General features: G+C 54.3%; 24 protein-coding genes and 2 riboswitches. Of the genes, 16 read left to right on the plus strand and 8 right to left on the minus strand.

The window, feature by feature from the left end:
- Nucleotides 1-2 precede the first annotated feature (2 nt).
- The 3 genes from KNP77_RS00095 to KNP77_RS00105 all read left to right on the plus strand — a co-directional run bounded on the left by KNP77_RS00095 (nucleotide 3) and on the right by KNP77_RS00105 (nucleotide 2,350).
- Nucleotides 3-716, plus strand: a complete 714-nt coding sequence (locus tag KNP77_RS00095; protein WP_131489717.1) for a glycerophosphodiester phosphodiesterase — start codon at nucleotides 3-5, stop codon at nucleotides 714-716.
- A gap of 250 nt (nucleotides 717-966) precedes the next feature.
- On the plus strand, nucleotides 967-1,764 hold the full coding sequence (locus tag KNP77_RS00100; RefSeq protein ID WP_070327221.1) for a DUF4397 domain-containing protein: 798 nt from the start codon (nucleotides 967-969) through the stop codon (nucleotides 1,762-1,764).
- 31 nt (nucleotides 1,765-1,795) lie between these two features.
- On the plus strand, nucleotides 1,796-2,350 hold the full coding sequence (locus KNP77_RS00105) for a class F sortase (RefSeq protein WP_251138852.1): 555 nt from the start codon (nucleotides 1,796-1,798) through the stop codon (nucleotides 2,348-2,350).
- A gap of 483 nt (nucleotides 2,351-2,833) precedes the next feature.
- Here the strand turns inward: KNP77_RS00105 and KNP77_RS00110 are convergent, their stop codons facing one another.
- Together KNP77_RS00110 and KNP77_RS00115 are read right to left on the minus strand one after the other, a co-directional pair.
- Nucleotides 2,834-3,271 carry a MarR family winged helix-turn-helix transcriptional regulator gene (locus tag KNP77_RS00110; protein ID WP_214887577.1) on the minus strand — a complete coding sequence of 146 codons (438 nt, stop codon included), beginning with the start codon at nucleotides 3,269-3,271 and terminating at the stop codon, nucleotides 2,834-2,836.
- Nucleotides 3,272-3,360: 89 nt separating this feature from the next.
- On the minus strand, nucleotides 3,361-4,419 hold the full coding sequence (locus tag KNP77_RS00115) for a GTP pyrophosphokinase (protein WP_236633674.1): 1,059 nt from the start codon (nucleotides 4,417-4,419) through the stop codon (nucleotides 3,361-3,363).
- A gap of 119 nt (nucleotides 4,420-4,538) precedes the next feature.
- Between KNP77_RS00115 and KNP77_RS00120 the strand changes: the two genes are divergently transcribed.
- Both KNP77_RS00120 and KNP77_RS00125 read left to right on the plus strand, forming a co-directional pair.
- Complete coding sequence (locus KNP77_RS00120) at nucleotides 4,539-4,766, plus strand: hypothetical protein (RefSeq protein ID WP_214887579.1); 228 nt, start codon at nucleotides 4,539-4,541, stop codon at nucleotides 4,764-4,766.
- A gap of 103 nt (nucleotides 4,767-4,869) precedes the next feature.
- Nucleotides 4,870-5,193, plus strand: a complete 324-nt coding sequence (locus KNP77_RS00125; RefSeq protein WP_035386614.1) for a YflT domain-containing protein — start codon at nucleotides 4,870-4,872, stop codon at nucleotides 5,191-5,193.
- Nucleotides 5,194-5,244: 51 nt separating this feature from the next.
- On the opposite strand, the gene KNP77_RS00130 is transcribed toward KNP77_RS00125, so the two are convergent.
- Nucleotides 5,245-6,282 carry an SDR family oxidoreductase gene (locus KNP77_RS00130; RefSeq protein ID WP_070327226.1) on the minus strand — a complete coding sequence of 346 codons (1,038 nt, stop codon included), beginning with the start codon at nucleotides 6,280-6,282 and terminating at the stop codon, nucleotides 5,245-5,247.
- Between the two features lie 305 nt (nucleotides 6,283-6,587).
- Here KNP77_RS00130 and KNP77_RS00135 point away from each other — a divergent pair, with 305 nt between their 5' ends.
- Entirely contained in the window at nucleotides 6,588-7,883 is a 1,296-nt protein-coding gene (locus KNP77_RS00135; RefSeq protein ID WP_214887582.1) for a glutamine synthetase family protein, read from the plus strand.
- A gap of 53 nt (nucleotides 7,884-7,936) precedes the next feature.
- On the opposite strand, the gene KNP77_RS00140 is transcribed toward KNP77_RS00135, so the two are convergent.
- From KNP77_RS00140 to KNP77_RS00150, 3 genes are all read right to left on the minus strand, one after another.
- A complete protein-coding gene (locus tag KNP77_RS00140; RefSeq protein ID WP_214887585.1) occupies nucleotides 7,937-9,430 on the minus strand; it encodes a peptide MFS transporter in 1,494 nt (497 codons plus the stop codon).
- Nucleotides 9,431-9,572: 142 nt separating this feature from the next.
- Nucleotides 9,573-10,817 (minus strand): MDR family MFS transporter, encoded by a 1,245-nt coding sequence (locus tag KNP77_RS00145; protein WP_214887588.1) that lies wholly within the window; start codon nucleotides 10,815-10,817, stop codon nucleotides 9,573-9,575.
- A 258-nt stretch (nucleotides 10,818-11,075) separates the two neighbouring features.
- On the minus strand, nucleotides 11,076-12,176 hold the full coding sequence (locus tag KNP77_RS00150) for an AI-2E family transporter (protein ID WP_131463531.1): 1,101 nt from the start codon (nucleotides 12,174-12,176) through the stop codon (nucleotides 11,076-11,078).
- Nucleotides 12,177-12,353: 177 nt separating this feature from the next.
- A riboswitch (SAM riboswitch) is annotated at nucleotides 12,354-12,454 on the plus strand.
- A 76-nt stretch (nucleotides 12,455-12,530) separates the two neighbouring features.
- Between KNP77_RS00150 and KNP77_RS00155 the strand changes: the two genes are divergently transcribed.
- From KNP77_RS00155 to KNP77_RS00175, 5 genes are all read left to right on the plus strand, one after another.
- Nucleotides 12,531-13,706, plus strand: coding sequence for an aminotransferase class I/II-fold pyridoxal phosphate-dependent enzyme (locus tag KNP77_RS00155; RefSeq protein WP_214887591.1), 1,176 nt, complete (start codon nucleotides 12,531-12,533; stop codon nucleotides 13,704-13,706).
- On the plus strand, nucleotides 13,703-14,719 hold the full coding sequence (locus tag KNP77_RS00160) for an iron-containing alcohol dehydrogenase (RefSeq protein ID WP_131489721.1): 1,017 nt from the start codon (nucleotides 13,703-13,705) through the stop codon (nucleotides 14,717-14,719). Before KNP77_RS00155 ends, KNP77_RS00160 begins: the two co-directional genes overlap by 4 nt.
- Before the next feature lie 41 nt (nucleotides 14,720-14,760).
- Nucleotides 14,761-14,864, plus strand: a riboswitch (SAM riboswitch).
- A 77-nt stretch (nucleotides 14,865-14,941) separates the two neighbouring features.
- Nucleotides 14,942-15,763, plus strand: a complete 822-nt coding sequence (locus tag KNP77_RS00165; protein ID WP_131442847.1) for a MetQ/NlpA family ABC transporter substrate-binding protein — start codon at nucleotides 14,942-14,944, stop codon at nucleotides 15,761-15,763.
- 9 nt (nucleotides 15,764-15,772) lie between these two features.
- Nucleotides 15,773-16,807 (plus strand): methionine ABC transporter ATP-binding protein, encoded by a 1,035-nt coding sequence (locus KNP77_RS00170; protein WP_070327233.1) that lies wholly within the window; start codon nucleotides 15,773-15,775, stop codon nucleotides 16,805-16,807.
- Nucleotides 16,779-17,441 (plus strand): methionine ABC transporter permease, encoded by a 663-nt coding sequence (locus KNP77_RS00175; RefSeq protein WP_071397545.1) that lies wholly within the window; start codon nucleotides 16,779-16,781, stop codon nucleotides 17,439-17,441. Before KNP77_RS00170 ends, KNP77_RS00175 begins: the two co-directional genes overlap by 29 nt.
- A 30-nt stretch (nucleotides 17,442-17,471) precedes the next feature.
- Here the strand turns inward: KNP77_RS00175 and KNP77_RS00180 are convergent, their stop codons facing one another.
- Nucleotides 17,472-17,867 carry a Spx/MgsR family RNA polymerase-binding regulatory protein gene (locus KNP77_RS00180; RefSeq protein ID WP_070327923.1) on the minus strand — a complete coding sequence of 132 codons (396 nt, stop codon included), beginning with the start codon at nucleotides 17,865-17,867 and terminating at the stop codon, nucleotides 17,472-17,474.
- A gap of 174 nt (nucleotides 17,868-18,041) precedes the next feature.
- On the opposite strand from KNP77_RS00180, the gene KNP77_RS00185 reads away from it, so the two are divergent.
- From KNP77_RS00185 to KNP77_RS00200, 4 genes are all read left to right on the plus strand, one after another.
- Nucleotides 18,042-18,425 (plus strand): DUF302 domain-containing protein, encoded by a 384-nt coding sequence (locus tag KNP77_RS00185; protein WP_070327234.1) that lies wholly within the window; start codon nucleotides 18,042-18,044, stop codon nucleotides 18,423-18,425.
- 104 nt (nucleotides 18,426-18,529) lie between these two features.
- Nucleotides 18,530-19,831 (plus strand): hypothetical protein, encoded by a 1,302-nt coding sequence (locus KNP77_RS00190; RefSeq protein WP_214887594.1) that lies wholly within the window; start codon nucleotides 18,530-18,532, stop codon nucleotides 19,829-19,831.
- A gap of 9 nt (nucleotides 19,832-19,840) precedes the next feature.
- Nucleotides 19,841-21,091 (plus strand): hypothetical protein, encoded by a 1,251-nt coding sequence (locus tag KNP77_RS00195; protein ID WP_214887597.1) that lies wholly within the window; start codon nucleotides 19,841-19,843, stop codon nucleotides 21,089-21,091.
- 369 nt (nucleotides 21,092-21,460) lie between these two features.
- Entirely contained in the window at nucleotides 21,461-22,366 is a 906-nt protein-coding gene (locus tag KNP77_RS00200) for a methyl-accepting chemotaxis protein (protein WP_214887600.1), read from the plus strand.
- Between the two features lie 49 nt (nucleotides 22,367-22,415).
- On the opposite strand, the gene KNP77_RS00205 is transcribed toward KNP77_RS00200, so the two are convergent.
- Nucleotides 22,416-23,072 (minus strand): M48 family metallopeptidase, encoded by a 657-nt coding sequence (locus KNP77_RS00205; protein WP_214887603.1) that lies wholly within the window; start codon nucleotides 23,070-23,072, stop codon nucleotides 22,416-22,418.
- Between the two features lie 117 nt (nucleotides 23,073-23,189).
- Between KNP77_RS00205 and KNP77_RS00210 the strand changes: the two genes are divergently transcribed.
- Nucleotides 23,190-24,362, plus strand: a complete 1,173-nt coding sequence (locus KNP77_RS00210; protein WP_214887606.1) for a MalY/PatB family protein — start codon at nucleotides 23,190-23,192, stop codon at nucleotides 24,360-24,362.
- The last annotated feature ends 25 nt before the right edge of the window (nucleotides 24,363-24,387 follow it).

Below are 24,387 nucleotides of genomic sequence, written 5' to 3' on the forward strand. Positions count from 1 at the left end.
CGATGAAGCTATTCGCGCACCGCGGGGTGATGAACCAGTTCCCGGAGAACACGATGGCGGCGTTTCGCGCAGCGCTCGCCGCCCATGCCGACGGGATTGAAACGGACGTCCATTTGACGAAAGACGGTCGCCTCGTCTTGATTCACGACGAGACGATCGACCGGACGACAGACGGGTCGGGCCGTATTGCCGAGATGACGTTGTCCGAGCTCGGACGATACAACGCCGGTGTCTTATTCGACCTCGAGGAGCGCATCCCGTCACTAGACGACCTGTTAAACTTAGTAAAAGGAACGGGCGTCTGTCTCAACCTTGAAGTGAAGACCGACATCGACCGGTACGAGGGGATCGAAGACCGGCTCGTCGAGACGCTGCGAGCCCATCGATTCCCGGCCGACCGCGTCCTGTTCTCTTCCTTCAATCATGAGACGCTCTACCGGTTGAAGCGGTTAGCACCCGAGTACGAGTCTGCCGCGCTCATCTCCCAACCGCTGTTCGACTTGGCCGGTTACTTGAACGAGCTCGGGGCGACAGGCGTGCATCCAAGTGTTCGAACGATGACCGATGACGAGATCAAGCTCATTCAACAGAACGGTGTCAAGGTCCGTCCGTACACGGTCAAGACGATCGAACAGCTGAAACGGTTCCAACTGCTCGGTGTCGATGCGATTTTCGTCAACGATATCGAGTGGGCTCGAGCACATTCAACCCCGTAACAGGTCGTTACGGGGTTTTTAAATTTATGGAAACGGGAAGGAAGACTATGTAAAGAAAACGGTAACAACCAAATGTGCCGACCGGCATATTCAAAGCACACCGTCATCTTTACGCCGTCGTCCTGTTGTCTTAAGTTTAAGATGTCACCAGCTACATAGCAATCAGATGTAGCACACTATGCAGCATCGCATCAAACTTGTCGTATGCAGTCGATCGGTCAACCCAAGGAAAAAAAGGAGGAAATTTCACATGAAGAAATTGATGTCTTTACTTGGTACACTTGCTCTAGCGTTCGCGTTCATCCTGCCAGTCAGTGCAGATGGACACGAGAACGCGATGGTCCGTGTGCTCCACGCTTCGCCTGACGCCCCTGCGGTGGACGTCTATGTCAACGGTGAAGTCGCAGTCGAAGGCGCGGAGTTCAAAGCGCTTACGGATTACTTGACACTACCGGCTGGTGACTACAACGTCGAAATCAAACCAGCAGGCGACACTGAGACAGTCGTCGTCGCAGCCGATCTTTCAATCGAAGCTGGTAAATTCTACACAGCGGCAGCGATCGGTCAACTTGCAAACATCGAGATCGCAGCGATGGAAGATGACGCCAACTTTGAAGATGGCAAATCGAAAGTCCGCGTCGCTCACTTCGCACCTGACGCACCTGCAGTCGATGTAGCTCCAAAAGGTGGAGACCCACTCTTCTCAAACCTCGAGTTCAAAGCAGTCAGTGACTACGGTACACTCGATGCTGGAACGTACGATCTTGAAGTTCGCCCAGCTGGCGCGACTGACGTCGTAAAAGCGCTTGACGGCGTCGCCCTCGAAGGCGGTAAAAACTATACGGCATTCGCAATCGGCCTTCTTGAAGGGGAACCTGCTTTCGAAGTACTCCTCGCAGCTGATGGTGGAGAAATGGCCGAAGCTCCTGAGACAGGTCAAGGCGGTCTCGCTCAGACAGCTTCAATGAACTGGTTGCTCGCAGCAGCAGTACTTGGCGCAGCAGCAGCTGGCTTCTACGTCTTTCGTCGTCAGAAACAAGACGCTTAAGCTACTTTTGATCGGAACGTTCTCGTTCCTCATGGTAGCACCAGTAGCGGATGCCCCGGACGTGGATGCGAAACTTTCAACTGTCGGATTCGCAGAACCGCTCGTGTTGGCCGCTACTGAAATCGATCGTCAGTCCTTTCACACCGAGACGTTCGTTCCGGAACGACTGAAGATCCCGTCTATTGAAGTCGATACTGTCATCCAACCGGTCGGTAAAGACCGATACGACCGGATGGACACACCGGCTGAAGCAGACGAGGTCGGCTGGTATCGTTACGGGGCGAAAGCAGGAGCGAAAGGCAACGTCGTCTTATCCGGACATTTAGACGATTTACAAGGCCCGGCCATTTTCGCTAATCTTGATCAGATACGACTTGGAGAGCAGGTGACGCTCCAACGTAACAAGCAAGTGATCGAATATGAGGTCGTGTCAGTCGAACGGTACCGGGTCGAAGATGTTCCGCTCGCCTCGATTTTCGCGGCGACACAATCGGTTCGTCTTCAACTCATCACGTGTGCGGGTCCTTATGACCCAGAACATGGGTATCGAGACCGGATCGTCGTCACGGCGATTGTTAAGCAATAGCACAATTTTTCAACTCGGGATGAAAATCATCCCGAGTTTTTTGATATATTATAAACTGTCGGAAAATTGATTGAATAAATTGACGGGGGATTTAACAGAGCGTGCTAAAAAGAAAACACATCGCAAATGTAGGACTGTTCATTATTTTTTGGTTAATCAGTTATGAGAGAGTTGGGACTGGCAGCGGCAGTTTCCTACTTGCGATCGGCATATATTTGACTTGGCAGTTCGTGTTAGGTCGTGACTCAGTGAAAGAGAAACGGGAACTGAGTAAGAAAATGAGAGAAATGCGTCTCCATAACGAGCAAGACTTGTTTTTTGAAGAGCACCGAAGATGGAATGAAAAGATGAGGGCGCGTGAACAGGCAGCCGATCAGACGCGGCTAGGGGAATGAATCTGATATCTAAAACAAGCAACAGGTCCCGAATCATCGGGACCTGTTGCTTGTTTTAAGTCGTATTCACTATAAAGTCTGGTTCGCCTTAGGCGTCCATGCGGTCGAGCAACTTCGAGAGAAGGACCAATTCTTCGTCTGAAAAATCGTCGAACACGTCCATCAAGTACTCGATTTTAAGGTGTTCGAGCGTTTCGAACAAGACACGGCCTTCCTCTGTCGCTTGAAGTTCGACGACACGACGGTCGCGCTCGCTGCGTTCGCGCGAGATCAAGCCTTTTTTCGTCAACTCATCAGCAAGGGCCGTGATCATCGAGGCCGAGAATTGAAACTCATTCGACAAAGCCGAGGCGATTTGTGGACTATTTTGACAGAGCGATCGGAGGATGAAGAATTCGTTACGCGTCAAGTATTGCGAAAACATCGAGCGGAGGTTCTTTTTCACTCCGCGGTAGTTCATGCGAATCCCACGCTCGGCGTCTGCGACGAGCTGGCGACGGGATGCAGTGTGTACAGGTGTTGTCATCCTCGAAAGTCCCTTCTATAAAAAATCATTATTTGCATATATTTCAGTACATAAAAACATTCTACAACAAAAACATGAAGTCTGTAAAGTTATGATGGCTCTTCGTGGATACGCAATTCTTGAATGATTTCGTCGTAATGCTTCAAGTCCGGATAAAACCGACGGAAGAAGAATTCGATCTGTTGATCATCGCCTTCCGCGAGCAGTTTGGCGAGAACGGCATAGACGACACCCATCCCTTGACGCGGCAGTAACGAGGACGGCAGTAGCGTCGCACATTGAACGGCTCGATTGAAGTAACGATCGAGCGTATCCCTCAAATCTTGAAACGTTCGGATCTCGGCATAATGGAACATGCGCGTCAGCTCGACGATGGTCGACAAGTCGGTCTCGAGCAGCCAGTCGCTTTGGAAGATGGCGTTATCAAGCTTCTCGACGGTGACGTCGTTGGCGATATAGTAGTTCAAGTTATCGCGGGTGATCGTGACTTTCTCCGGTGACTCGACGATCCGTTCGACCGTCTCTTGTTCGAACGTGCGCAACTGTTTGCGAATATTGACGAACTCCGAGTCCGCGATCTCGAGCAGTCCGGCGACACGGCTGAAGCTGCGCTTGATCTCCGGTGGGACCGCGTTCGGATTCTTATAACCTAAATCGTGCTCGATCTCGGCCCAGGCGTGCTGGAGGATCGAGCGGACTTGGATCTCGGCCTCTTTCTCCTCAAAACGGCGATATTCACCGAGGGCGAGCCGTTTATCGCTCAATCCGACGACGTAATGGACGGACAGGTATCCGAACTCGTTCGGGTCGAGCAACGTCGACTTGTCGATCGACTGCTCGCGGTCGATTCGAAACTCTTCTTCAAGAATATGGGCGACGGCGCGGACGTCATCATGAAAATAAGTGACGATCCGGATCCCGGCCAAATCTTGGACGTCACGCAGCGACCGGTACTGGTACGGCTTGCGGGACAGTTTTGCATACAGGCTCTCGGCTTCTTTCGCTCGGGCGACGATCGAGTGGAACTGGATCCCGGCATCGTCCAACAGTTCGCTCAGCAGCGACTTCAGCTTGGCGGCGAACGCCTCATAGTCCTCTTTCTCATTCATATAGTCGAGCATGATTGTGTTCATATCCTGTCTCGGCATCTCAATCACTCCTTGTCTCATTGTTCTTATTATATCATCAATGAAAACTTGATAGCACGGCGGTACTTCCCGGTTGATATGATACAATACGTCAGAGAAAAAGGGGAAGGGAGAATGTTATGAAAGTGTCGCATACGTTCAAATCGCCTGAGCGCGAGAAACTTGAAATCGTTTCGGGCCTGTTGCAACAGGCCGGTTACAAAGTCTCGAAGCTCAGTTCGCAACCCGAACTGTTCCGGATGAAAGTCGGACGGGAAGGGGTGGAGACCGAAGCCGGGGAGCGACAGCGCATCCAAGGGCTCGTCGACCACTTCGAGATCGAGTATTGGTCTTACACGATACATTGACCTCTTGTTAATAAAACGATTCGTCCAATCGGGTTTTATGACTCACTTTTCGGGAATAGTATATTATTCGATTTTAGAAAGCGAACGTTTAGGAGGATGAAAGATGTTAGAAACGAGAATTGTGCCAGATATGACTTCGGTCGACCATGAAGTGAACGGAATGGTGTCGGGCGGATGCGTCAATGAGAGCATTTACTTATTTGCCAAAGATGAAGAATTGACGATTCGACTCGCTGCCGAAGCGGGTGTGCAGCCTTACCGCATCACCGAGAAAGGCATGTGGGAATCACTCGTGTCAAAATTCACGAAAAACTCGGATGACCGTCTTGACCAGCTCGAGAGCCTCGGGCTGACGAAGCAGATGGTCGAATCACTTGAAAGTGAGATTCAGGACGGTAAAATCGTTCTCGTTTGCGACAAAAGTTGAATGACCATTTTAAAACGGACCTGACAAATTTGTCAGGTCCGTTTTTTGATGTCACTTCGTATCGTAGTAGGCGTCGACGATCCGGCGGAGCGACCGTTCATCCAAATCAAGCGGCTTATAGCCGGCATCGGCTAAAAGTTGCTTCGTATTTTGATCGTTGAAGACGATATTACGATTCAAATAAGGATTGAACACTTTCACCATCTCGTTGAACGTGTGCTCAACGTTGCTGAGCTTTGAGGATTGAGTCTCGGTGATCTTGAGATGCGGGAACGCGAGCGCCTGCTTCATATACTCGAGCATCGTCTCGTTCCGGGGCGGGGCATCGTTCGTCACGTTGTAAATCGTGTTCGGGCGGGCGTGCTCGATGGCGGCGAGCAACACGTCGGCTACGTAATCGACCGGGACGAGGTTAGACGTACCGGTCTCCGAGCCGAGCAGACGGATCGGTTCGGCCGGGGCACCTCGACGCTCGAGGCGGCGCTTGAACACCTCGAGGGCGCGCATGTAACCGTACATCGTGAACTTCGAGTCGGCTTCCCCGGTTTTCGAGTCACCGACGATGATGGCCGGCCGGAAAATGGAGACGGCGAGGTCGTGTCGGGCCGCCCAGACTTCGCGTTCGGCATGGGCCTTGCTCTCCTCATATGGATTATGGAACGGCTGGTCCGTCGCATATAGCGTCTCATCCCCTGCTTCACGAGCCCCGAGCGTGTAGGCCGTGCTGACATGGAAGAAGCGGGGGCAGTGCAACGCCTTCGTTAAAGCGAGGGCCTGTCTCGTCCCCGTCAAGTTCGTATCGAACAGCTCTTCGCGCAATTCTTCGTCGAATTTGACGAGCGCCGCCATGTGGAGCACCAAATCGAATTGATCAACGTTTGATTGGATAAACGCCTCGTCCGCTCCAAGGAGCGGAGCCGTCAAATCACCGGCGAGCACGTCAATCGAACGAAGTTCACTCTTCGTAAACATCGCCGTCACTTTCTGTGGCGTTCGGGCCAAGACGCAAAGTCGATGTCCTCGGGCAATCAGTTCGCGGGCGAGCCGTCCTCCTAAAAATCCGGTCGCACCGGTCATAAATATATTCACAGCGTTCTTCCTCTCTGTTCAGTCTCTACCCATCATACCAAGCGTCACGAGAATGAGCCACTTCGAACTCAGATTTTATAGCAGCATCAACGGTCTACGCGATCCGCCGCGAGTAAAACAAACGCGCGAGCGGGGCCGCGAACTTCCTTCCCGAGCAGCGTGCTCATCGATGCCGAGACGCCAAAATCGAAAGAATAGGGGTTTAACTTTTTAAAAAGTAGGTTATGACTTAAGGAGAAGCGTACGTATGGTACGTCATGACAGTGATGACCTGTCAAATAAATTAAGTGAGGTTTTTAAGAATCATGGCAAATCTATTCGGAACTGATAAGGACGGCAATAGGAAGAAGCAAGAAGAGATTGAAAAAACGGTCCAAGAGAAAGGGATTACACAAATCCACATGTATTTCTCTGACGTGATCGGAGACTTGAAGCTGTTGACTCTTTCTGCAAAGTTGTTGCCGGAAGTTTTTGAAGGGAAGACGATGTTCGACGGCTCGTCAATCGCCGGTTTTTCTTCTATCAAAAACTCAGACCTATTCTTGAGACCGGATTTAGATCGACCACGCTACGAACAAGACGGTGACGAGAGCATCCTCGCTTTCTTCTGCGACGTCTGCACACCAGACGGCGAACGTTACGAGTTCGACCCGCGCAACGTGTTGAAAGATGCGTTAGAGCGCGCTGCCCGTGACGGTTACTCCATCTTCGTAGGGGCCGAACCAGAATTCTTCATCTTTGACGAAAACGGCGAGTTTTATGACGAGGCCGGTTACTTCTCGACACGTTCAGAAGATAAAGGCTACGAAGTACGTCAACATATCGCCAACCGCTTGAGCGAGGTCGGCTTCAACATCGAAGCGGTCCACCACGAGGTCGCACCGGCCCAACACGAAATCGGCATCAAATACGACACCGCCTTGCACACGGCGGACAACATCCAGTTCTTCAAGGAAGTCGTCCAGCTCGCGGCACAGGAAAAAGGGGCTAAAGTATCGTTCTTGCCAAAACCGCTCCGTGACGTCAACGGTTCAGGTATGCACTTGAACATCTCGGTCTGGAACAACGACAAAGACGGCAACCCGGTCGATAACGCCTTTGAAGAGCCGGAGTCTGACTACGGTCTCTCGCACACGGCCCGCCACTTCATCGAAGGGATCTTGAAGCATGCCCGGGCGACGGCCATCTTCACGAACCCGCTCCCAGAATCATACGAGCGCCTCGTCCCAGGGTTCGAGGCACCGGTCAACATTTGTTGGAGCCCGTCGAACCGTAGCTCGATGATCCGCATCCCGGCTTCACGCGGCAGCGCGACACGCGTCGAGGTCCGTAACCCAGACCCGAGCGCGAACCCGTACTTGGCACTGGCGGCGCTCATCTACGCCGGTCTTGAAGGGATCGAGCAGAAAATCGAGCCGTCGGCACCGAACGAGGACGACTTGTTCGAGTACTCGGCGAAACAGATCGAGAGCCAAGGCATCTCGTCGCTCCCGGCGACGTTCCATGAGTCGATCCAAGCGTTGAAGCAAGACCACTTCCACGACTACTTCAACCACGACATGATCGACCGTTACTTGTCGCTCATCCAAGTCCGTAAGTAATCCGATGGATAATAAAACGCCATTCCTCGCGCGAGGAATGGCGTTTTTTTGACTTAATGGATACCGCGCATATACTTTTTAATGACCGGGGCCAGCGCAAACAAGATCATGCTGAGCACAATCGCTACTCCGCCGATGATCCCGAAGTAGAGCATCTCGTTCTCTGGCGAGTAGAACCGGACGAGCTGGGCGTTGATCCCTTGTGCCGCCGCGTTCGACAAGAACCAAAGCGACATCGTCTGGGCCGAGAAGGCGGCCGGGGCGAGTTTCGTCGTCGCCGACAGACCGACCGGAGACAGACTGATCTCACCGAGGACGATGATGAAGTAACTGAGGACGAGCCAGAGCGGATTGACGAGCGTGTCCGGTCCACCGAAGTAGGCCGGCAGCAAGATCACGAGGAAGCTCAAACCGGCGAACAAGATCCCGAAAGCGAACTTCGTCGGGATGCTCGGCTCACGATCACCGAGCCTCACCCATAACCAGGCGAACACAGGGGCGAGCAGGATGATGAACAACGGATTCAGTGATTGGAACCAGGCCGGCGACAGCGTGAACCCTAAAAATTCAAGATCGGTCCGCTTATCGGCATAGCTTGCCAAAATCGTCGCGCCCTGTTCTTGAATCGCCCAGAACATGACCGAGGCGATGAAGAGCGGGATGTAGGCGATGATGCGTGACCGCTCGACTTCTGTCGTTTTCGGGCTCCGGTACATGACGATGAAGTAGATCGTCGGGATGACGATCCCGAACACACCGACGAGTCCGATGAACGTGTTGATCGTGAACAAGCCTTGTGGGATCAGGATGGCCAGTAATCCTCCGATGAGGATGACGGCCAATGTCGTGTACTTGATTGCATTCTTCTTTTCAGACGCCGTCAACGGGTTCGGCACGTAAGACCCGGCGAGGCCGAGGTTGCCTTTTTTCGTGAGGACGAAGACGACGAGACCGATGAACATCCCGACCGCGGCGAGAGCGAAGCCCCAATGGAAGCCGTAGCTCTTTTGGACGCCGCCGACGATCAATGGCGAGATGAAGGCCCCGAGGTTGATCCCCATGTAGAAGATACTGAACCCGGCGTCACGGCGACGGTCCGTCTCGTGATACAGGTCACCGACGATACTCGACACGTTCGGCTTCAACAGTCCGGTCCCGATGACGATGAGACCCATCGAGATGAACAAGAACGTGAGGCTGCCCGGTATCGACAAGACGATATGACCGAGCATGATGAACACACCACCGAAAAATACGGCCCGGGACGTCCCGAAGACGCGGTCGGCGAGCCATCCCCCGATGACTCCTGACATGTAGACGAGCGCGCCGTACACGGACATGATCGACAGGGCGACGTTCTGGTCGAGCCCGAGCCCGCCTTCCGATACCTCGTAATACATGTAGAAGACGAGGATGGCCCGCATCCCGTAATACGAGAAACGTTCCCAAAATTCAGTGAAGAACAACGTGAACAAGCCTTTCGGCTGTCCGAAAAATCCTTTTTGTGGCACACTGTCCACAATTTTCTGTTTATCGATCCTTTCCATGAAAGATCCCTCCTTAACCGTATTATCATAAGAAGAATCATTATGTTTGTAAAGGAAAACTGAATGTAAAATTCAAACTTTAACAGGTTTGAAACGAAACAAAAATCCACCTAAACCAAGTTGTTTTAGGTGGATTGAACAATTAAGCGGTCTTTTGTTTAGCTTCTTCCGCGCTGACGTATCTCCCGAGACGCCAATAGATGAGACCCGACAGACAACTCGCCGCCCCGACGAGGATGAGGGCGATGTGCCCGGCGCGCTGGTCGAGGAACAGGCTGGCCATGAGCGGCGCGGTCACACCGCCGATCAACCATTGGATGCTGGCGGCCCCGTTATAGGCACCGCGCATGTTCTCGGGGGCGATCATGGCGATGAACGTCTGTTGGACGGGCGACATGATCATCTCGCCGAGCGTATAGAACGCGTATACGGCGAGCAGGATACCGACGAGGACGAGGTACGGGGTACCGAGCGTATAGAGGAGCCGCGGCACGACCGCGATCAACATCATCCCGATCCCGAAAATCGTCGCCCCGACCAGCATGACGTTGCCGAACGGTTTGCGCCCGAGTTTTGAGGCGATCGGGAATTGGAACAAGACGACCATGATGCCGTTCAAGGCGAGCAGATAGGCGAACGGGTTCTCGCGGTCGGTGAACGACGGCATCGACTCTTTCAAGAACAGCGGCAACATGCTCTCGATCAGCGAGAAGCCCATCGAGATGAAGACGCCGGCGAAGATGAAGACGAGAAAGACTTTGTCGTTGTAAAAGACGCGTAAGACGTCACGGTTCGACGGTGTCTCCGCTTCGGTCGTCTCAGGAAGCGACTCGCGGATGAAACGTCCGAGAACGAGCGCATACAGGGCGAAGACGAACGCTGCCGTGAAGAAGATGTACTGTCGGTCGATGAACAAGACGGCACTGCCGAGCAGGGGACCGAACGCCGCGCCGATATTATGTCCCATCCGTAAGAGACCGAACGCCTCGTTCATCTGTTCCGGCTCGGTCACGTCGGCGACCATCGCGCTCGCGGCCGGGTGGAACAGCGAGTTCGTCAAACCGAGCATGGCGTTCAAAAGGAGCAGCGGCCAAAACGTTTCCGCGAAAGCGAAACCGATGAGGGCGACCGCATCACCGAGGATGGCGGTCATCATGACCGGTTTTCGACCGTATAAGTCGGCGAGACGTCCGCCGACGACCGAGCCGATGAGCGCCATGATCGGTCCGGTCGCTAAGATGACGCCGACTTGGACGTAGCTGTCGAGCTTGTCGCTGTAATAGAGGACGAGGAACGGGGCGATCATGAACATCATGACACCGGTGATCGTCTCGCCGAGGAAGCGAATCCAAATGTTACGGTCGAGCCGTTTGAGTGATTGAATCATGCGTTTCACCTGCTTCTACAAAATAAAAGGGACGAAGGATGCACGGAGGCATACTCGTCCCTACTTGCTTATGCACGCCTCGGAAGACAGGCGGGTGACTTCAGTTCATGAAACGGAAGACCCCGACCTGTCAGTATGAAATTGGATACGATGTGGCTGCGTCATGACTGACATGGCGGGTCCTCCTTTCTGAAAGTTTACTCTTCGTTTCAACTGTATGACAGATTCTTGAAATGTGTCAACATATTTTGACTTGCGTTATAACAGTTCATTTAAATTCTTGCGGGTGAGCCGATAATCGATCAACCGGGACAAGACGACTTGAATCATCGCGGTCACGGGTACGCTGATGAACATCCCGACGAGGCCGAACAGGCTCCCCCCGATGATGATCGATGTGATGACCCAGAACGGGGTGATCCCGACGCTGTCGCCGAGAATTTTCGGGCCGAGCCAAAGTCCGTCGAACTGTTGCAGCAAGAAGATGAACAACAAGACGAGCAGGGCCGTGAACGGGTCGTAGAAGTAGGTGATGATGAACGCCGGAATCATCCCTAAGAGCGGCCCGACGTATGGGATGAAGTTCAGCACCCCGATGATGACACCGAGCAAGAGCGCGTACGGCGCGCCGATGATCAAGAGCCCGATGACGGCCATCACGCCGATGATGAGACAGTCGAGCGACTTTCCGATGATGTAGCGTTTAAAGATATAGTCCATCTCTTGGAAGATGTCGATCGTCGTCTTCGCCGAGGCGACCGGGAACATCGCGTACAGTAGACGCTTAAACATCCGGGCGAACACTTCCTTGTCTTTCAACAAGTAGATCGAGATGACGATCCCGATCAACAAGTTGATCAACGTCATCGTGAAGCTCGACACGTAACCGACCGAAGACACGACGGCCGTCTCGACCCATCCGGAATACCGTTCCTCGAACCGGTTAAAATCGATCGCTTGGGCGATCGTCGCATTATACTCCTCGACATACGTTTTCAGCTGCCCGAGAAAGCCATCGATTTGGCGAATATAAAACGGGAGCTCCTCGATGAGAGACGCGACGCTCGAATAGATGCGAGGGAACAGCGTCACCGCTGACACGACAAGGATCCCGATGAACGTGACGTAGACGATCAACAAGCCTTGGTAGCGCTTCAAGTGGAACCGCTCTTCTATATAGGACAGGACGGTGTTGAGGAGCAGCGCGATGGCGATCCCCATGATGATCGGCGTCAACAGCTGAAACGCATACTGCATGACCCGAGAGATCGTGTCCGGCTCGCTGATGACTTTCCATAGGACGAGCAGAATCAGTCCGATCACGCTTAACTTCCATATCAATTGACGGTTTAGTTCCAATGGTCTATCCCCTCATGCTGTAAATTTTGCAGAATAACGTTCACCTTTTACTATGAACGTTTTTTTACCGGGATTCAATAGCGGTAAGGAATTTTTGAAATAAGGATTGACAAGGTTGGTAACGTTTGGTTTACTAAATGACATATTACAGAAATTATCAATTGCATATAAAAACACTTTCTATCAAGAGAAGCGGAGGGACTGGCCCGATGAAGCTTCAGCAACAGATTGTTTCAATACTGTGCTAATTCCAGCAAGGTGACCTTGAGAGATGGAAAGGTGGTTGTTTGAATACGTCCGTATCTCGACACCCCTTTCCGCGGAAAGGGGTGTTTTTGCATAGGAGGACTATTCATGACAGACAGACGCTCGAAGTTACTTAAAACGTTACCACCTCAGCATTTCGTCGGACTCGCCGCTGAAGTCGCCGCACTCGAGCGTTCAGGCCGCGACGTCATCCGGCTCGGCCAAGGGACGCCCGACTTGCCGACACCGGCCCCGATCTGCGAGGCGCTGCAGACGGCCCTGCTCGACCCGGCGACACACCAATACGGACCGTTCCGGGGACAGACGCGCCTGAAGCAAGCGGTCGCGACATTCTACCAGACCGAATACGGCGTCGCGCTCGATGCCGAGACCGAAGTGGCCATCTTGATCGGCAGCAAGTCGGGACTCATCACGCTCCCGCAATGTGTGCTCGAACCAGGTGACGGCATGTTGCTCCCGAACCCGGGCTATCCGGACTACATCTCGGGGGCACGTCTCGCCGGAGCGGTCGTCCACGACCTCGTCCTCCGGGAAGAGAACGGCTATCTTCCTGATTACGAGACGCTCGATCCGCTGGGGGCGCGACTCATGTATTTGAACTACCCGAGCAATCCGACCGGCGCCGTCGCGTCGCCCGCGTTCTTTGACGACACGGTCCGGTTCGCGAATAAGCATGACCTCATGGTCGTCCACGACTTCGCGTACGGCAGCATCGGTTTCGACGGGCACGTCCCGCCGAGCTTCCTGCAGACGCCGGGTGCGAAAGACATCGGCATCGAGGTGTATACGATGTCGAAGGCGTTCAACATGTCCGGCTGGCGGGTCGCTTTCGCCGTCGGCAACCGCGACATCATCGAGGCGATCAACACGTATCAAGACCACGTCCATGTGAGTGTGTTCTCGGCCATCCAAGAGGCGGCCATCGCCGCGCTCGAGTCGCCACGTTCGCTCCGGGACGACTTGTCACGGTTGTATGAGGCCCGCCGCGACCGGCTCGTCGACGGGTTACGTCAGGCCGGATGGGACATCACGGCCCCGAGTGGCTCGTTCTTCGTCTGGGCGAAAGTGCCGGACGGGGACGCAAAATCGTTCTCGCATAAGCTGCTCCACGAGGCAGGGGTCGCCGTGACGCCGGGCTATTTCTTCGGCTCAGAAGGCGAGCGGTACGTCCGGTTCGGGCTCGTCTCCGCCGAGCCGAAGATCGACGAGGCCGTCGAGCGGATCGAGAAACTGTTCGCGACGTATGAAGAGGTCCGGGCATGATCCGCCAAGCCGTGCTCGAGTACGACCATGCGGATGACGGGCTCGAGCGGCTCGATGAATTGATCGCTGGCCGTCGTGCTCACGTGCTGCGCGGGCAGAACGGTTTTGACGTCGTCAAGCGTGTCCTGCCAGCGATCACTGCCTATCCGACATCGCTGTTCCGTGGCGAATGCACGGACGCCGAGGTCGAACGGCTCCGTTTGAAGGATGCGGACGTCCTCCTTGCCGTCGGTGGGGGCAAGCTCGTCGACACGGCGAAACTCGTCGCTTACCGGCAAGGTGTCCCGCTGATCGTCATCCCGACGCTCGCCTCGAACTGTGCCGCCTTCACACCGCTCAGCGTCATCTATGACGAGCACGGCACCTATGACCGCTACGACGTGTTTCGCGTCGTCATCGAGCGGGTCATCGTCGACGCAAGGGTCGTGACCGACTCGCCGTACGACTACTTCCGGGCCGGCGTCATCGACACGGTCGCCAAGTTTTACGAGGCCCGCTATTTGAGCGGCGACAGTTCGCCTGATGCCGGCGTCAATACCGGTCTCGCCTTGGCCGAGCAATGCGGCCGGCTCGTCGAACTCGACTTGAGTGAGTCCAGTTTCACCGCGTATGGGCCAGAGACCCGGTTCGCGGTCGATCACATCCTTGCCGTCGGCGGTGCCGTCGGTGGTTTCGGGGACGCCGGGACACGCGTTGCCGTCGCCCACGCTGTCCACAACGCGCTCAGCCGCTTCGAGTCGACCCATCCGTTCTTACATGGCGACAAGGTCGGATTCGGCCTCCTTGTCCAAGAACGGTTGCGTGGCTCGTCTGACGCCCCATATTTAGAGGCGTGGCTCGCCAGGATCGGCGCGCCGACGTCACTTGAGACGCTCGGACTCGTGCCGGCCGACATCCCGCAACTGGTCGAGGCGGTCCGGGTCGAGACCGAATTGCAACGTTCACCCGTCCCGCTCGATATTGACTATTTGAAAATAATTTTTGAAAATTTAGTATTTTCTGTTTACAAATAAAAGAATTAAAAGTAAGATGATAACAATTAAATAAGACCGATAGCTTATCAAGAGTGGTGGAGGGACTGGCCCTATGAAACCCGGCAACCAGATCGTAATGATCATGGTGCTAATTCCAACAGACGAAACGTCTGGGAGATGAGCGTGTCCGACTGTCTTTGACTTGTCGTGCCCGCCACTCTTTATGAGTAGCGGGCTTTTATTTTGGAGGAGGAATCATTCATGAACATCAAACAGAAAACAGTACTCGCAGGAACATCTCTACTCGCGGCCATCGCCTTGTCGGCGTGCGGCCAATCGGACGCGAGCGAATCGCTCAGCACAGAAGCCCTCACGATCGGCGTGACAGGCGGACCGCATCAGCAGATCGCCGAGAAAGTAAAAGAACTCGCGGCCGAGGATGGCCTCGAGCTCGACATCAAGGTGTTCAACGACTACAACACGCCGAACACCGCACTCGACGAAGGCAGTCTCGACGTGAACAGTTACCAGACGCTGTCGTTCCTCGAGCTGCAGAAGGCGGACAAAGGCTATAAGATCGACGACGTGTTCAAGACGGTCGCTTTCCCGATGGGGCTCTATTCGGACAAGCTGACGGACATCAAGGAGTTGAAGGAAGGCGATAAAGTCGCCGTCCCGAACGACCCGGCGAACGAACTTCGGGCGCTGCGCCTGTATGAGACGGCCGGACTCATCACCTTGAAAGAAGGATTGACGGACAAGGCGACGAAACGTGACATCGCCGAGAACCCGCTCAACCTCGAATTCATCGAGCTCGAGGCGTCACAGCTCCCGACCCAGCTCCCGGAAGTCGCGCTCGCGGCCATCAACACGAACTTCGCGATGGGTGCCGGGCTATCGATCAATGAGGACGCCTTGTTCCATGAAGACACGGTCGACAACCCGTACCCGAACTACGTCGTCGTCCGTACCGACAACAAAGACGATGAAGTCGTCGAGACACTCAAATCTTACTACCACTCGGACGAGGTCCGGACGTTCATCGAAGAGACGTTCGACGGCTCGATCGTCCCGGCGTTTTAAGGAGGCACTATGATCGCACTCAAACAGATCTCAAAAACGTTCACGGTAAACAAAGGGACCGTCACGGCACTCGACGACGTCTCGCTGACGATTGAAAAGGGCGAGATCTTCGGCATCATCGGTCGGAGCGGCGCCGGCAAGAGCACGCTCATCCGCATGATCAATCTGCTCGAACGGCCGACGTCAGGTCAAGTCGAGATCGAAGGGCAAGACATCACGACGCTCGACAAAAAAGGGTTATCAAAGCTCCGTCACCGCATCGGGATGATCTTCCAGCACTATAACCTGCTGAAGACGGCGACCGTCGAAGACAACGTCGCCATCCCGCTCCGCCTAGAAGGACTCGATAAACGCTCGATCAGCGAGCGGGTCGACAAGTATCTCGATATCGTCGGACTGACCGATCACCGTAAACATTACCCGGAGCAACTCTCCGGCGGCCAGAAACAGCGCGTCGCCATCGCCCGGGCCTTGGCGCACGAGCCGGACATCCTGCTCAGCGACGAGGCGACGAGCGCGCTCGACCCGGAGACGACCGAATCGATCCTCGATCTGTTGCTCGAGATCAACCGTGAGCTCGGGCTGACGATCTTCTTGATCACCCATGAGATGGAAGTCATCGAGCGCATCTGTGACCGGGTCGCCGTCATCGACGCCGGCAAGATCGTCGAGGAAGGCGACGTCCTCGACGTCTTCTCGGACCCGCAACATCCGACGACGCGTCGCTTCTTGAAAGCGAACCTCGACGTGCCGAAAGAAGTCGTCGACGTATTGAGCTCGCACGGGACGCTCGTCAACTTGTCGTTCATCGGTCACCAGACCGAACAGGCCGTCCTCGCCGAGTTGACGAAACGGTTCGGCCTGCTGCCGAACATCATCGGGGGTGGGATCAAAAAGCTGAAAGGCGGTCTCGTCGGCAACTTGCTCGTCCATCTCGACGGGGACCAGGCACAGACCGACCAAGCCGTCCGCTACCTTGAAGCGAGCGGCGTCAAAGTGAAGGAGGTGACGAACCATGCTGCAGTTTTGGGAAAATTGGGGTGACTTGATTTGGACGGGCACGATCCAGACGCTGACGATGACCGGCATCGCGCTCGTCATCTCGACACTGATCGGCTTGCCGCTCGGGACGCTCCTCGTCTTGACGCGGCCGAATGGACGGCTCGCGAACCGTTACTTTTACGGGGCATTGTCGAGCGTGATCAACGTCGTCCGCTCGATCCCGTTCATCATTCTGCTATTCTTCATCTTGCCGTTCACCCGTTTCATCATGGGGACGACGATCGGCGTTCAAGGCGTGCTGTTGCCGCTCATCGTCTTCACGGCGCCATACATCGCCCGTTTGATGGAGTCGGCACTGCTCGAAGTCGATCGCGGCGTCGTCGAGGCGTACGAGGCGATGGGCATCTCGACGCGTAAGATCATCTGGTACGTATTGATCCGTGAGGCGCGGTCGTCGATCGTGCTCGGTCTGACGATCGCGACGATCGGTCTGATCGGTGCGACGGCGATGGCGGGTCTCGTCGGTGCGGGTGGACTCGGCGATATCGCCTATCAGTACGGGCATCTCCGGTTCGAGCCGGAAGTCATGTACGTGACGATTTTCGTCTTGATCCTGCTCGTGCAGTCGATCCAATCATTCGGCAACCGCTTGGCGGCCCGTCTAAAGAAAGCCTGACAAAAGAGCGTCGCAAAATTTGCGGCGCTCTTACTGTTTGTCTAATAGTCGTTTCAAGTCGGCGATCCGGTTATGCCGCGGGATGAACGTCCGAATCTCTTTCTCGCTGAACCCGATCTGGATCCGGTTGTCATCGACGACGATCGGACTCTTCAAGATCTGCGGATGCGTCGCGACAAAACTGTACAGTTCGCGGAGCGACATCTCGTCGAGCTGGTCGGCCGCTTGTTTGTAGACACTTTTTTGGACAGACAAGAGATCGGTCGTCCCGTTTTCGGTGAGCCGGAGCATCTCCTTGAACTCGGTGAATGACATTCCTTGGTCGGTCAATTTCTTCTCGATGAACGGGATATTCTGTTCGCGTAACCAATCGAGCGTCTTGCGGGAAGAACTGCAGCTTGTATGCGTGAATACGGTGACCGTCACGACAACCACTTCTCCTTTTCCTAAGGTTGGATTACTTTATTGTCTCTCGATTATACGGGTTCGGCGTAGAATATGTTTCAAATCACATATACTTTTTTCGAAATCGTCGGAACGATTCGTTTCAAGCGAGTTCGGGTACATGACGAGAGAGACAACAAACAAGGAGGGGCTTACATGTTTGATTATACGGTGAAGACGGATCAGTCGGTCGAAGCAGTGGTCGAAAAGTTGAAAGCGACGCTCAAGGACGAAGCGTTCGGCGTGCTGTGGGATTTCGACTTGAGTGATACGCTCAAAGAGAAAGGTGAAGCCATCGACGGGGACTATCGTATCCTCGAAGTGTGCAACCCGAAAGAGGCCAAGAAAGTCATCACGGCGCACCGTGAGGGCGGCTACTTCCTGCCGTGCAAGCTCGCCGTCTTCACGAAAGACGGGGCGACCCACGTCGGGATGCCGAAACCGACGAAACTGATCGAATTGATCGAGGACGAGTCGCTCCAGTCCATCGCACTGGATGTCGAGACGAGACTGACACGCGCCATCGATAACAGCATCTAATCGATTCATCGCACCCGTCCAATTTCATGGGCGGGTTTTTCATACCCTCTCCAAAGTAATATAATGGTAAAATTGGTACAAATAGATTTTGAGGAGCGGATGAGTTGAAAAAACTAGTCGGATTACTTTTACTCTCCACTGGTTTATTAACCGGTTGTGGGGAAGAGAAACAAGACGTCGTGAACTTGTCGTATGTCGACGCACATTGGACCGTCAGCAAATACTCACTAGAACAACCAGTGGTGCTCGAATCGGCCGGTGAGACGCTCGCGGCCTGCACTGGGGACTTGACGACCGAGTTGAAGGGCGACCTGACTGTGTTCGATACGGTCGTGGCGAGCCGCCATCCGATGACGGACACGGGTTGGGAATATGGATTTAAAGCCGTGACATACATACAAGGGGACGAAAATTATGCGATGTGTCGGGATATGGCCTCACCACATTATTCAGTGGAAATGGTCGATGCATTCCCGGAGTTCGTCGATTTGACTGCGGGTCATTCGATTCGGCACTATCCGTCTGTCCGTCCAGCAGACGAAGCCGCTCGCCTCGCCGTGCAAAATGCTGATGAATTGACAGAGGCCGGGAATGAAATCGAGCCGTTTCCCGATACGGTCATGGCGTTTTCTCCTGCGATCCACGGAGAGATCGAATTGACCGTCGGGGATCGGCCGAGCCAATTCCCTTTGTTCGCGTTCGAACCGATGATGGCGGATGTGGAAGATGTCAAATTAGCCATTGGCTATGATTCGCGTGACGCCAAACCATACGTGTTATTACTACTTGCTGACCTTTACGTTTCGGTCAGTCCGTTACATACAATCAATGATCCAACGAAAGAAGAACCGACGTATGACGACCTCGTCGTCAAGAGACTCCCGCTTGACACGGAACTCGTGCCGAATAAGACCTATCCGTTATATGAGTTCAGTTACACCCGCGACGGAGAAGGGGTGACCGAGACAGCAAGCATCACATATCGTGCCGCAAAGCTGTTGTCCACTGATGAACGAAAGACGCTCGAGACACACCCTGACGAGGAGTATATGCCGATTGTGACCGGGCCGCTCGTGTATCTCCATCAGGAACCGTTTGACAACGAATCGACAGTATCCTATCCCGCTGTGTTGCGTGCGGCCGGCAACGAGATGGATGATCTGATTCAAGCAATCGATTCCGCCGAGCCGACGAAACGTGTAGGCGATCAGGGCGACTATCCGCTTCTAACGATCGTCGACGGGCTCAAAGGTCAGGAATTCAAGGTGACTTATAAACAGCGATCGAAGAAACTGGATATCTACGTGACGGACCAATCTACTGAGGAAACGTATAAACTGACGAGCGAAGGGGCGGAGACGTTCTTGTCCTACTTCCCCGACTTGAAGAAGAAACCGAAGAATTGAGGTGAACTGATGAAAAAGTTCGGATTAGGAATCGGTCTATCGCTAATCGTTTTGGCCGCAGGATGCGTCCGGGACCAAGAAGTAGTCCGATATGATATTGTCGAGGCCCATTGGACGGCAGAGCACATCACACTCGACCTTGAAGTGCAGGCAATCAAGGCAAAGGACGTGTTGACCTATTGTGAACAAGGCGAGTTACTCAACGACATCGAGGAGGACCATCTATCCTTGCTTGGCGTGACGTTTGCAAGCCGAATGCCGTTCACTGAGCCCGATACGGAAACATACGCCTTCAATGAGGCATCGTTCGTCGAAGGTGATGCCGTTTACGCGCTGTGTAAGTCGGACCATGTCGAGGGATATCGGGCGGTCAAGCTGGAGGAAAGACCGGAGTTTTTGAAAGACGAGACCGCACGCGAGATCTCGTTGCTACCTAGCGTAGTAAGCGGGACAGAAGAAATTCGGGAAAGGTTATCACGGGAAGAAGCGATCCATTCTTACAGGCAAGACCTCACCATTCGACCGTTCATGAACAGTCTTTATACGATCTCGCCCGGTTTCAACGGGTCCATCGAGTTTGGAATCGGGGACGACGGGGTCTTCACACCGTATTTAGATTTTGCTCCTTACGTGGTCAGGGAGGACACTCATGTTGCGTTAGGATATGGCACGAAGACGAAGACGCCATACATGTTAATGTCGAGTGACGGGATTCACTATGGACAGCATTCGTTGAACGATGGCGAATTACTGGACGGAGTCGACAACTTAAGTGTCCGGACGCTTCTTGAAGGCGGTACGCTCGAACCGCTCGAACCGTTTCCGTTATACGAATTAACCTACGAGTCAAACGGTCAAAAGATGACGAAGACGATCTCGATTCGATTCAAACCGAATCCATTCATCACGGAGCCGACCGATACCGATGCCGTCTCGATCGGTTATGTCCATAAATACCCGTACCATCCCAGTGTCCCGTTTTACTATCCGGACGCAGTCAGCATCGAGGGGCAAGGCTATGAACGATTGACCGAGGCGCTCGAGACGGGGACACCTTCGACCAAGAATGGGGAAGCGGGAGAGTACATGTATTTGACGCTGCTGAAAGGAAATCGAGGTCAACAGTTCGAGTTGAGTTACCACAAACGTTCGCAGAAAGTTGATGTCTTCGTGAAAGATATGAACACGGACGAACAGTTCAAGTTGTCGAGTGAAGGTGCGAAAATATTCCATGAACTTTTTCCCGGTGCCGTGGAGTAAGCAGAGCGTTTGGTTTGATGAGACTTCGGCTGCAGCGACGATTGGCGGCGTCGATGAATCCGCCAGTCGCGCGCAACTGACCGAAGAATCGACAACTATGTAGAAGCAAATCTTTTTACAAGATTAGCACCGTCAGTTTCACGAAAAGGTCCGAATGGGACTCCTGTAAACAAGGAGTTCTTTTTTTTGCGATTCATTGTCTGATAACCTGTGATGAAGTTGGTAAATACTTCAAACTCAAGATATTGACTTACTGTTAAAAACGGCGCTAGTCAGGACTTTTGTCACAAGTTACACTTGAATTCGATTGTACTAACAAAGGAAAAATGTCCTGAAATAACTCAAATTATAAAGGTGGGAATTATCGGAATGATTGAAACGAGAGATGTCAGCCTATCGTCACCAGACGTGCTTCGCGCCATCGAAGCGAACATGGCGATGATTCGATTTGACCGCCAGCGCCGTGTCGTCGATGTGAACGACGCCTTCGCCAAGGCGATGAAATACAAACGCGACGAGATGATCGGGATGCAGCACCATCTGTTCTGTACGCCGAACTTCGTCAACAGTACGGACTATCAAGCGTTTTGGAACAAGTTGTTCGACGGGTTCAGCTCGGCCGACAAGATCGAGCGCGTCGACGCCCGGGGCGACTCGATTTGGCTCGAGGCGACGTATATGCCAATCTATGAGGGGGATGACGTCATCGGTGTCGTCAAGATCGCCTCGGACATCACCGAGCGGCAACAGACGATCGAACGATACGCCCGCACGTTCCGTGATATGGCCGAGAATCTTGATGACCGGGCCCGCAGTGGCATGGAGGAGAGCCTACATTTGAAGCAGACGATCGAGCGGCTCGAGTCGGACGCATCGGTAAACTTGAAGACGCTCGGCAACCTTCAAGACCAAGCGGCAGAAATCACGAAAATCGCCAGCACGATCAAAGAGATCGCGGCCCAGACGAACTTGTTGTCACTGAACGCCGCCATCGAGGCGGCGCGGGCAGGTGAACACGGCCTCGGCTTCAACGTCGTCGCGACCGAGGTCCGTAACTTGTCTCGTCTCGTCGAGCGCGCCGTCATCGAGGTCCGGGCCAATACCGAGGGGATGAACAAAGAGCTCGCCTCGATCGTCGACGGCGTCTCACGATCGAACGAAGACATTCATGCGAGTGTCAACATCATGGAAGCGACGCTCGAACGCTTCGGGAAGATCGAGCAGTCGGCTCAGTCATTGAACGGGACGGCCGAACAGTTCACTTCGGCGATCTGACGAAAAAACCAATTGAAGGAACCGCCACCGTCGTCGGTGGCGAGTCCGCTCAATTGGTTTTTTTGACGACGAGCGTATGACCGTATTGTCTCAACCAGGCCATCGCACCATCGACGTCCGGATAAACAGAGGATAAAGTCGACCAAAACGATTTGGAGTGGTCGAAATGGACGAGATGCGTCCACTCATGGGCGATGACGTAATCCATCACCTCAACCGGGGCGAGCATGAGCCGGACGTTGATCGAGATCGTTCCGCGCGAGCGGCACGAGCCCCAGCGCGTCTTTTGATGGCCGATGCGGATGCGCGCGGCACTCACCCCGAGCAGACGTTCATAGTGGGGCGCCCGCCCGGTGACATAAGTGAGCGCCTCGTCACGGAGCCACACCTCGTAGGCGGCCCCTATCCTGGACTCGTCCCACCGGTCCGGGCACCGGAAAGCTGTCCCGTCGTAGTCGAAGGCGTCAACGGTGTTCGTGCGCACGAGCGGCACGGTCTCACCTCGATAACGGAGCCGGTCGTTCGGCAATGACGGGGCTTTAGGTAATGCCGCGAGCCGGTCGTTTATCCAGTCCGCATGCTCGCTTAAGATCGTCTCGACGACCCGGTTCGACAGTCGGGCCGGGATGCGGAGCTCGATCCCTTCGGCCGTTATGTAGAAAGCCGCTTTCTTTCGCCGTTTATGGCGGATAATACTTACGCTCATCGTTGTCACCTCCAAACACTGTTCTCGGTCGATTATAGCCGACGTCTCGAAAATCCGCCACGCTTTTGACGACCAGTGGCTTCAATTTTTGTTACAGTAGGGACAGGAGGGATCACTATGAAATCAATCTTACATCAACCGCTTGACCGGGTCGGCACCGACTCGGTGAAATGGGACGGCCTCGAGCGCTGGTTCCATGTGAAGTCTGACGTACTGCCGCTCTGGGTGGCCGATATCGATATCCGCACGGCACCTTCGATCTCGGAAGCGCTCGCGGCGCGTGCGGCGACAGGAGAGTTCGGCTATACGATGTTCGCGAAAGAAGCCCAGGAAGCCGTCAGCTCTTGGTACGGGCGGAGACACGGACTCGACGTCACCCCCGAACATGTATTGTTCTCGAGCGGGGTCGTGCCCGGACTGACCCACATCGTCGAGGCGTTGACGAAGGAAGGGGACGGGATCGTCATCCAATCCCCGGTCTATCCACCGTTCCATGAGCTCGTGACCGGGTTGAAACGCGTTGTGCGTGACGCCCCGCTCAAACAAGTCGGTGGCAAGTATGAGATGGATTTTGACGCCCTCGAACACGCAATGCGACAGGCGAAACTGTTTTTGCTCTGTTCACCGCATAATCCGGTCGGTCGCGTCTGGACAGAGTCCGAGCTCGCGCGCGTCGTCGAGTTGGCGAGAACGTACGACGTCATCATCGTCGCCGACGAGATCCATGCCGATCTGACGTATCCGTCGCAGCATCATACGGCGATCAATCGACTCGACGACCGGGTCATCACGGTGAGCGCCCCGTCGAAGGCGTTCAACATCGCCGGCCTGTTCGCGTCGTACATCATCTGTCCGGATGACGCCTGGCGCAAACGGATCATCCAAGTCCAAAACAAACACCACGTCCTACCGACACCGTTCGCCAATACTGCCATCATCGCCGCCTACACAGACGTCCGGGCGGAACGATGGCTCGACCAGCTGACGGCCGAGCTCGAGGAACAAGCCACCTATGTCGTCGAGCGCCTGAATGCCGAGTTACCCCGGCTGACGTGCTTCATACCGGAGGCGAGTTACTTGTTATGGATCGATTTCGCCGCGCTCGGCCTTGAGCCCGAAGCTCGGAAGAAATGGCTCCACGAGGAGGTGCGGGTCTTCTTGTCACCGGGTGTTCCGTTCGGGGGGGCGGCGTCGACGTTCGAGCGTCTCAACTTCGGTACATCCCGGACGATCGTTGACGAGGCGCTCGGACGGATCAAGACCCATTCCGATGGAAAAGCGTTTGTATGAAACGAGAAACGGGAAAAATTTCAGA

The organism is Exiguobacterium sp. s142, assembly GCF_018618455.1.
GTDB classification, from domain to species: Bacteria; Bacillota; Bacilli; order Exiguobacteriales; family Exiguobacteriaceae; genus Exiguobacterium; species Exiguobacterium aurantiacum_A.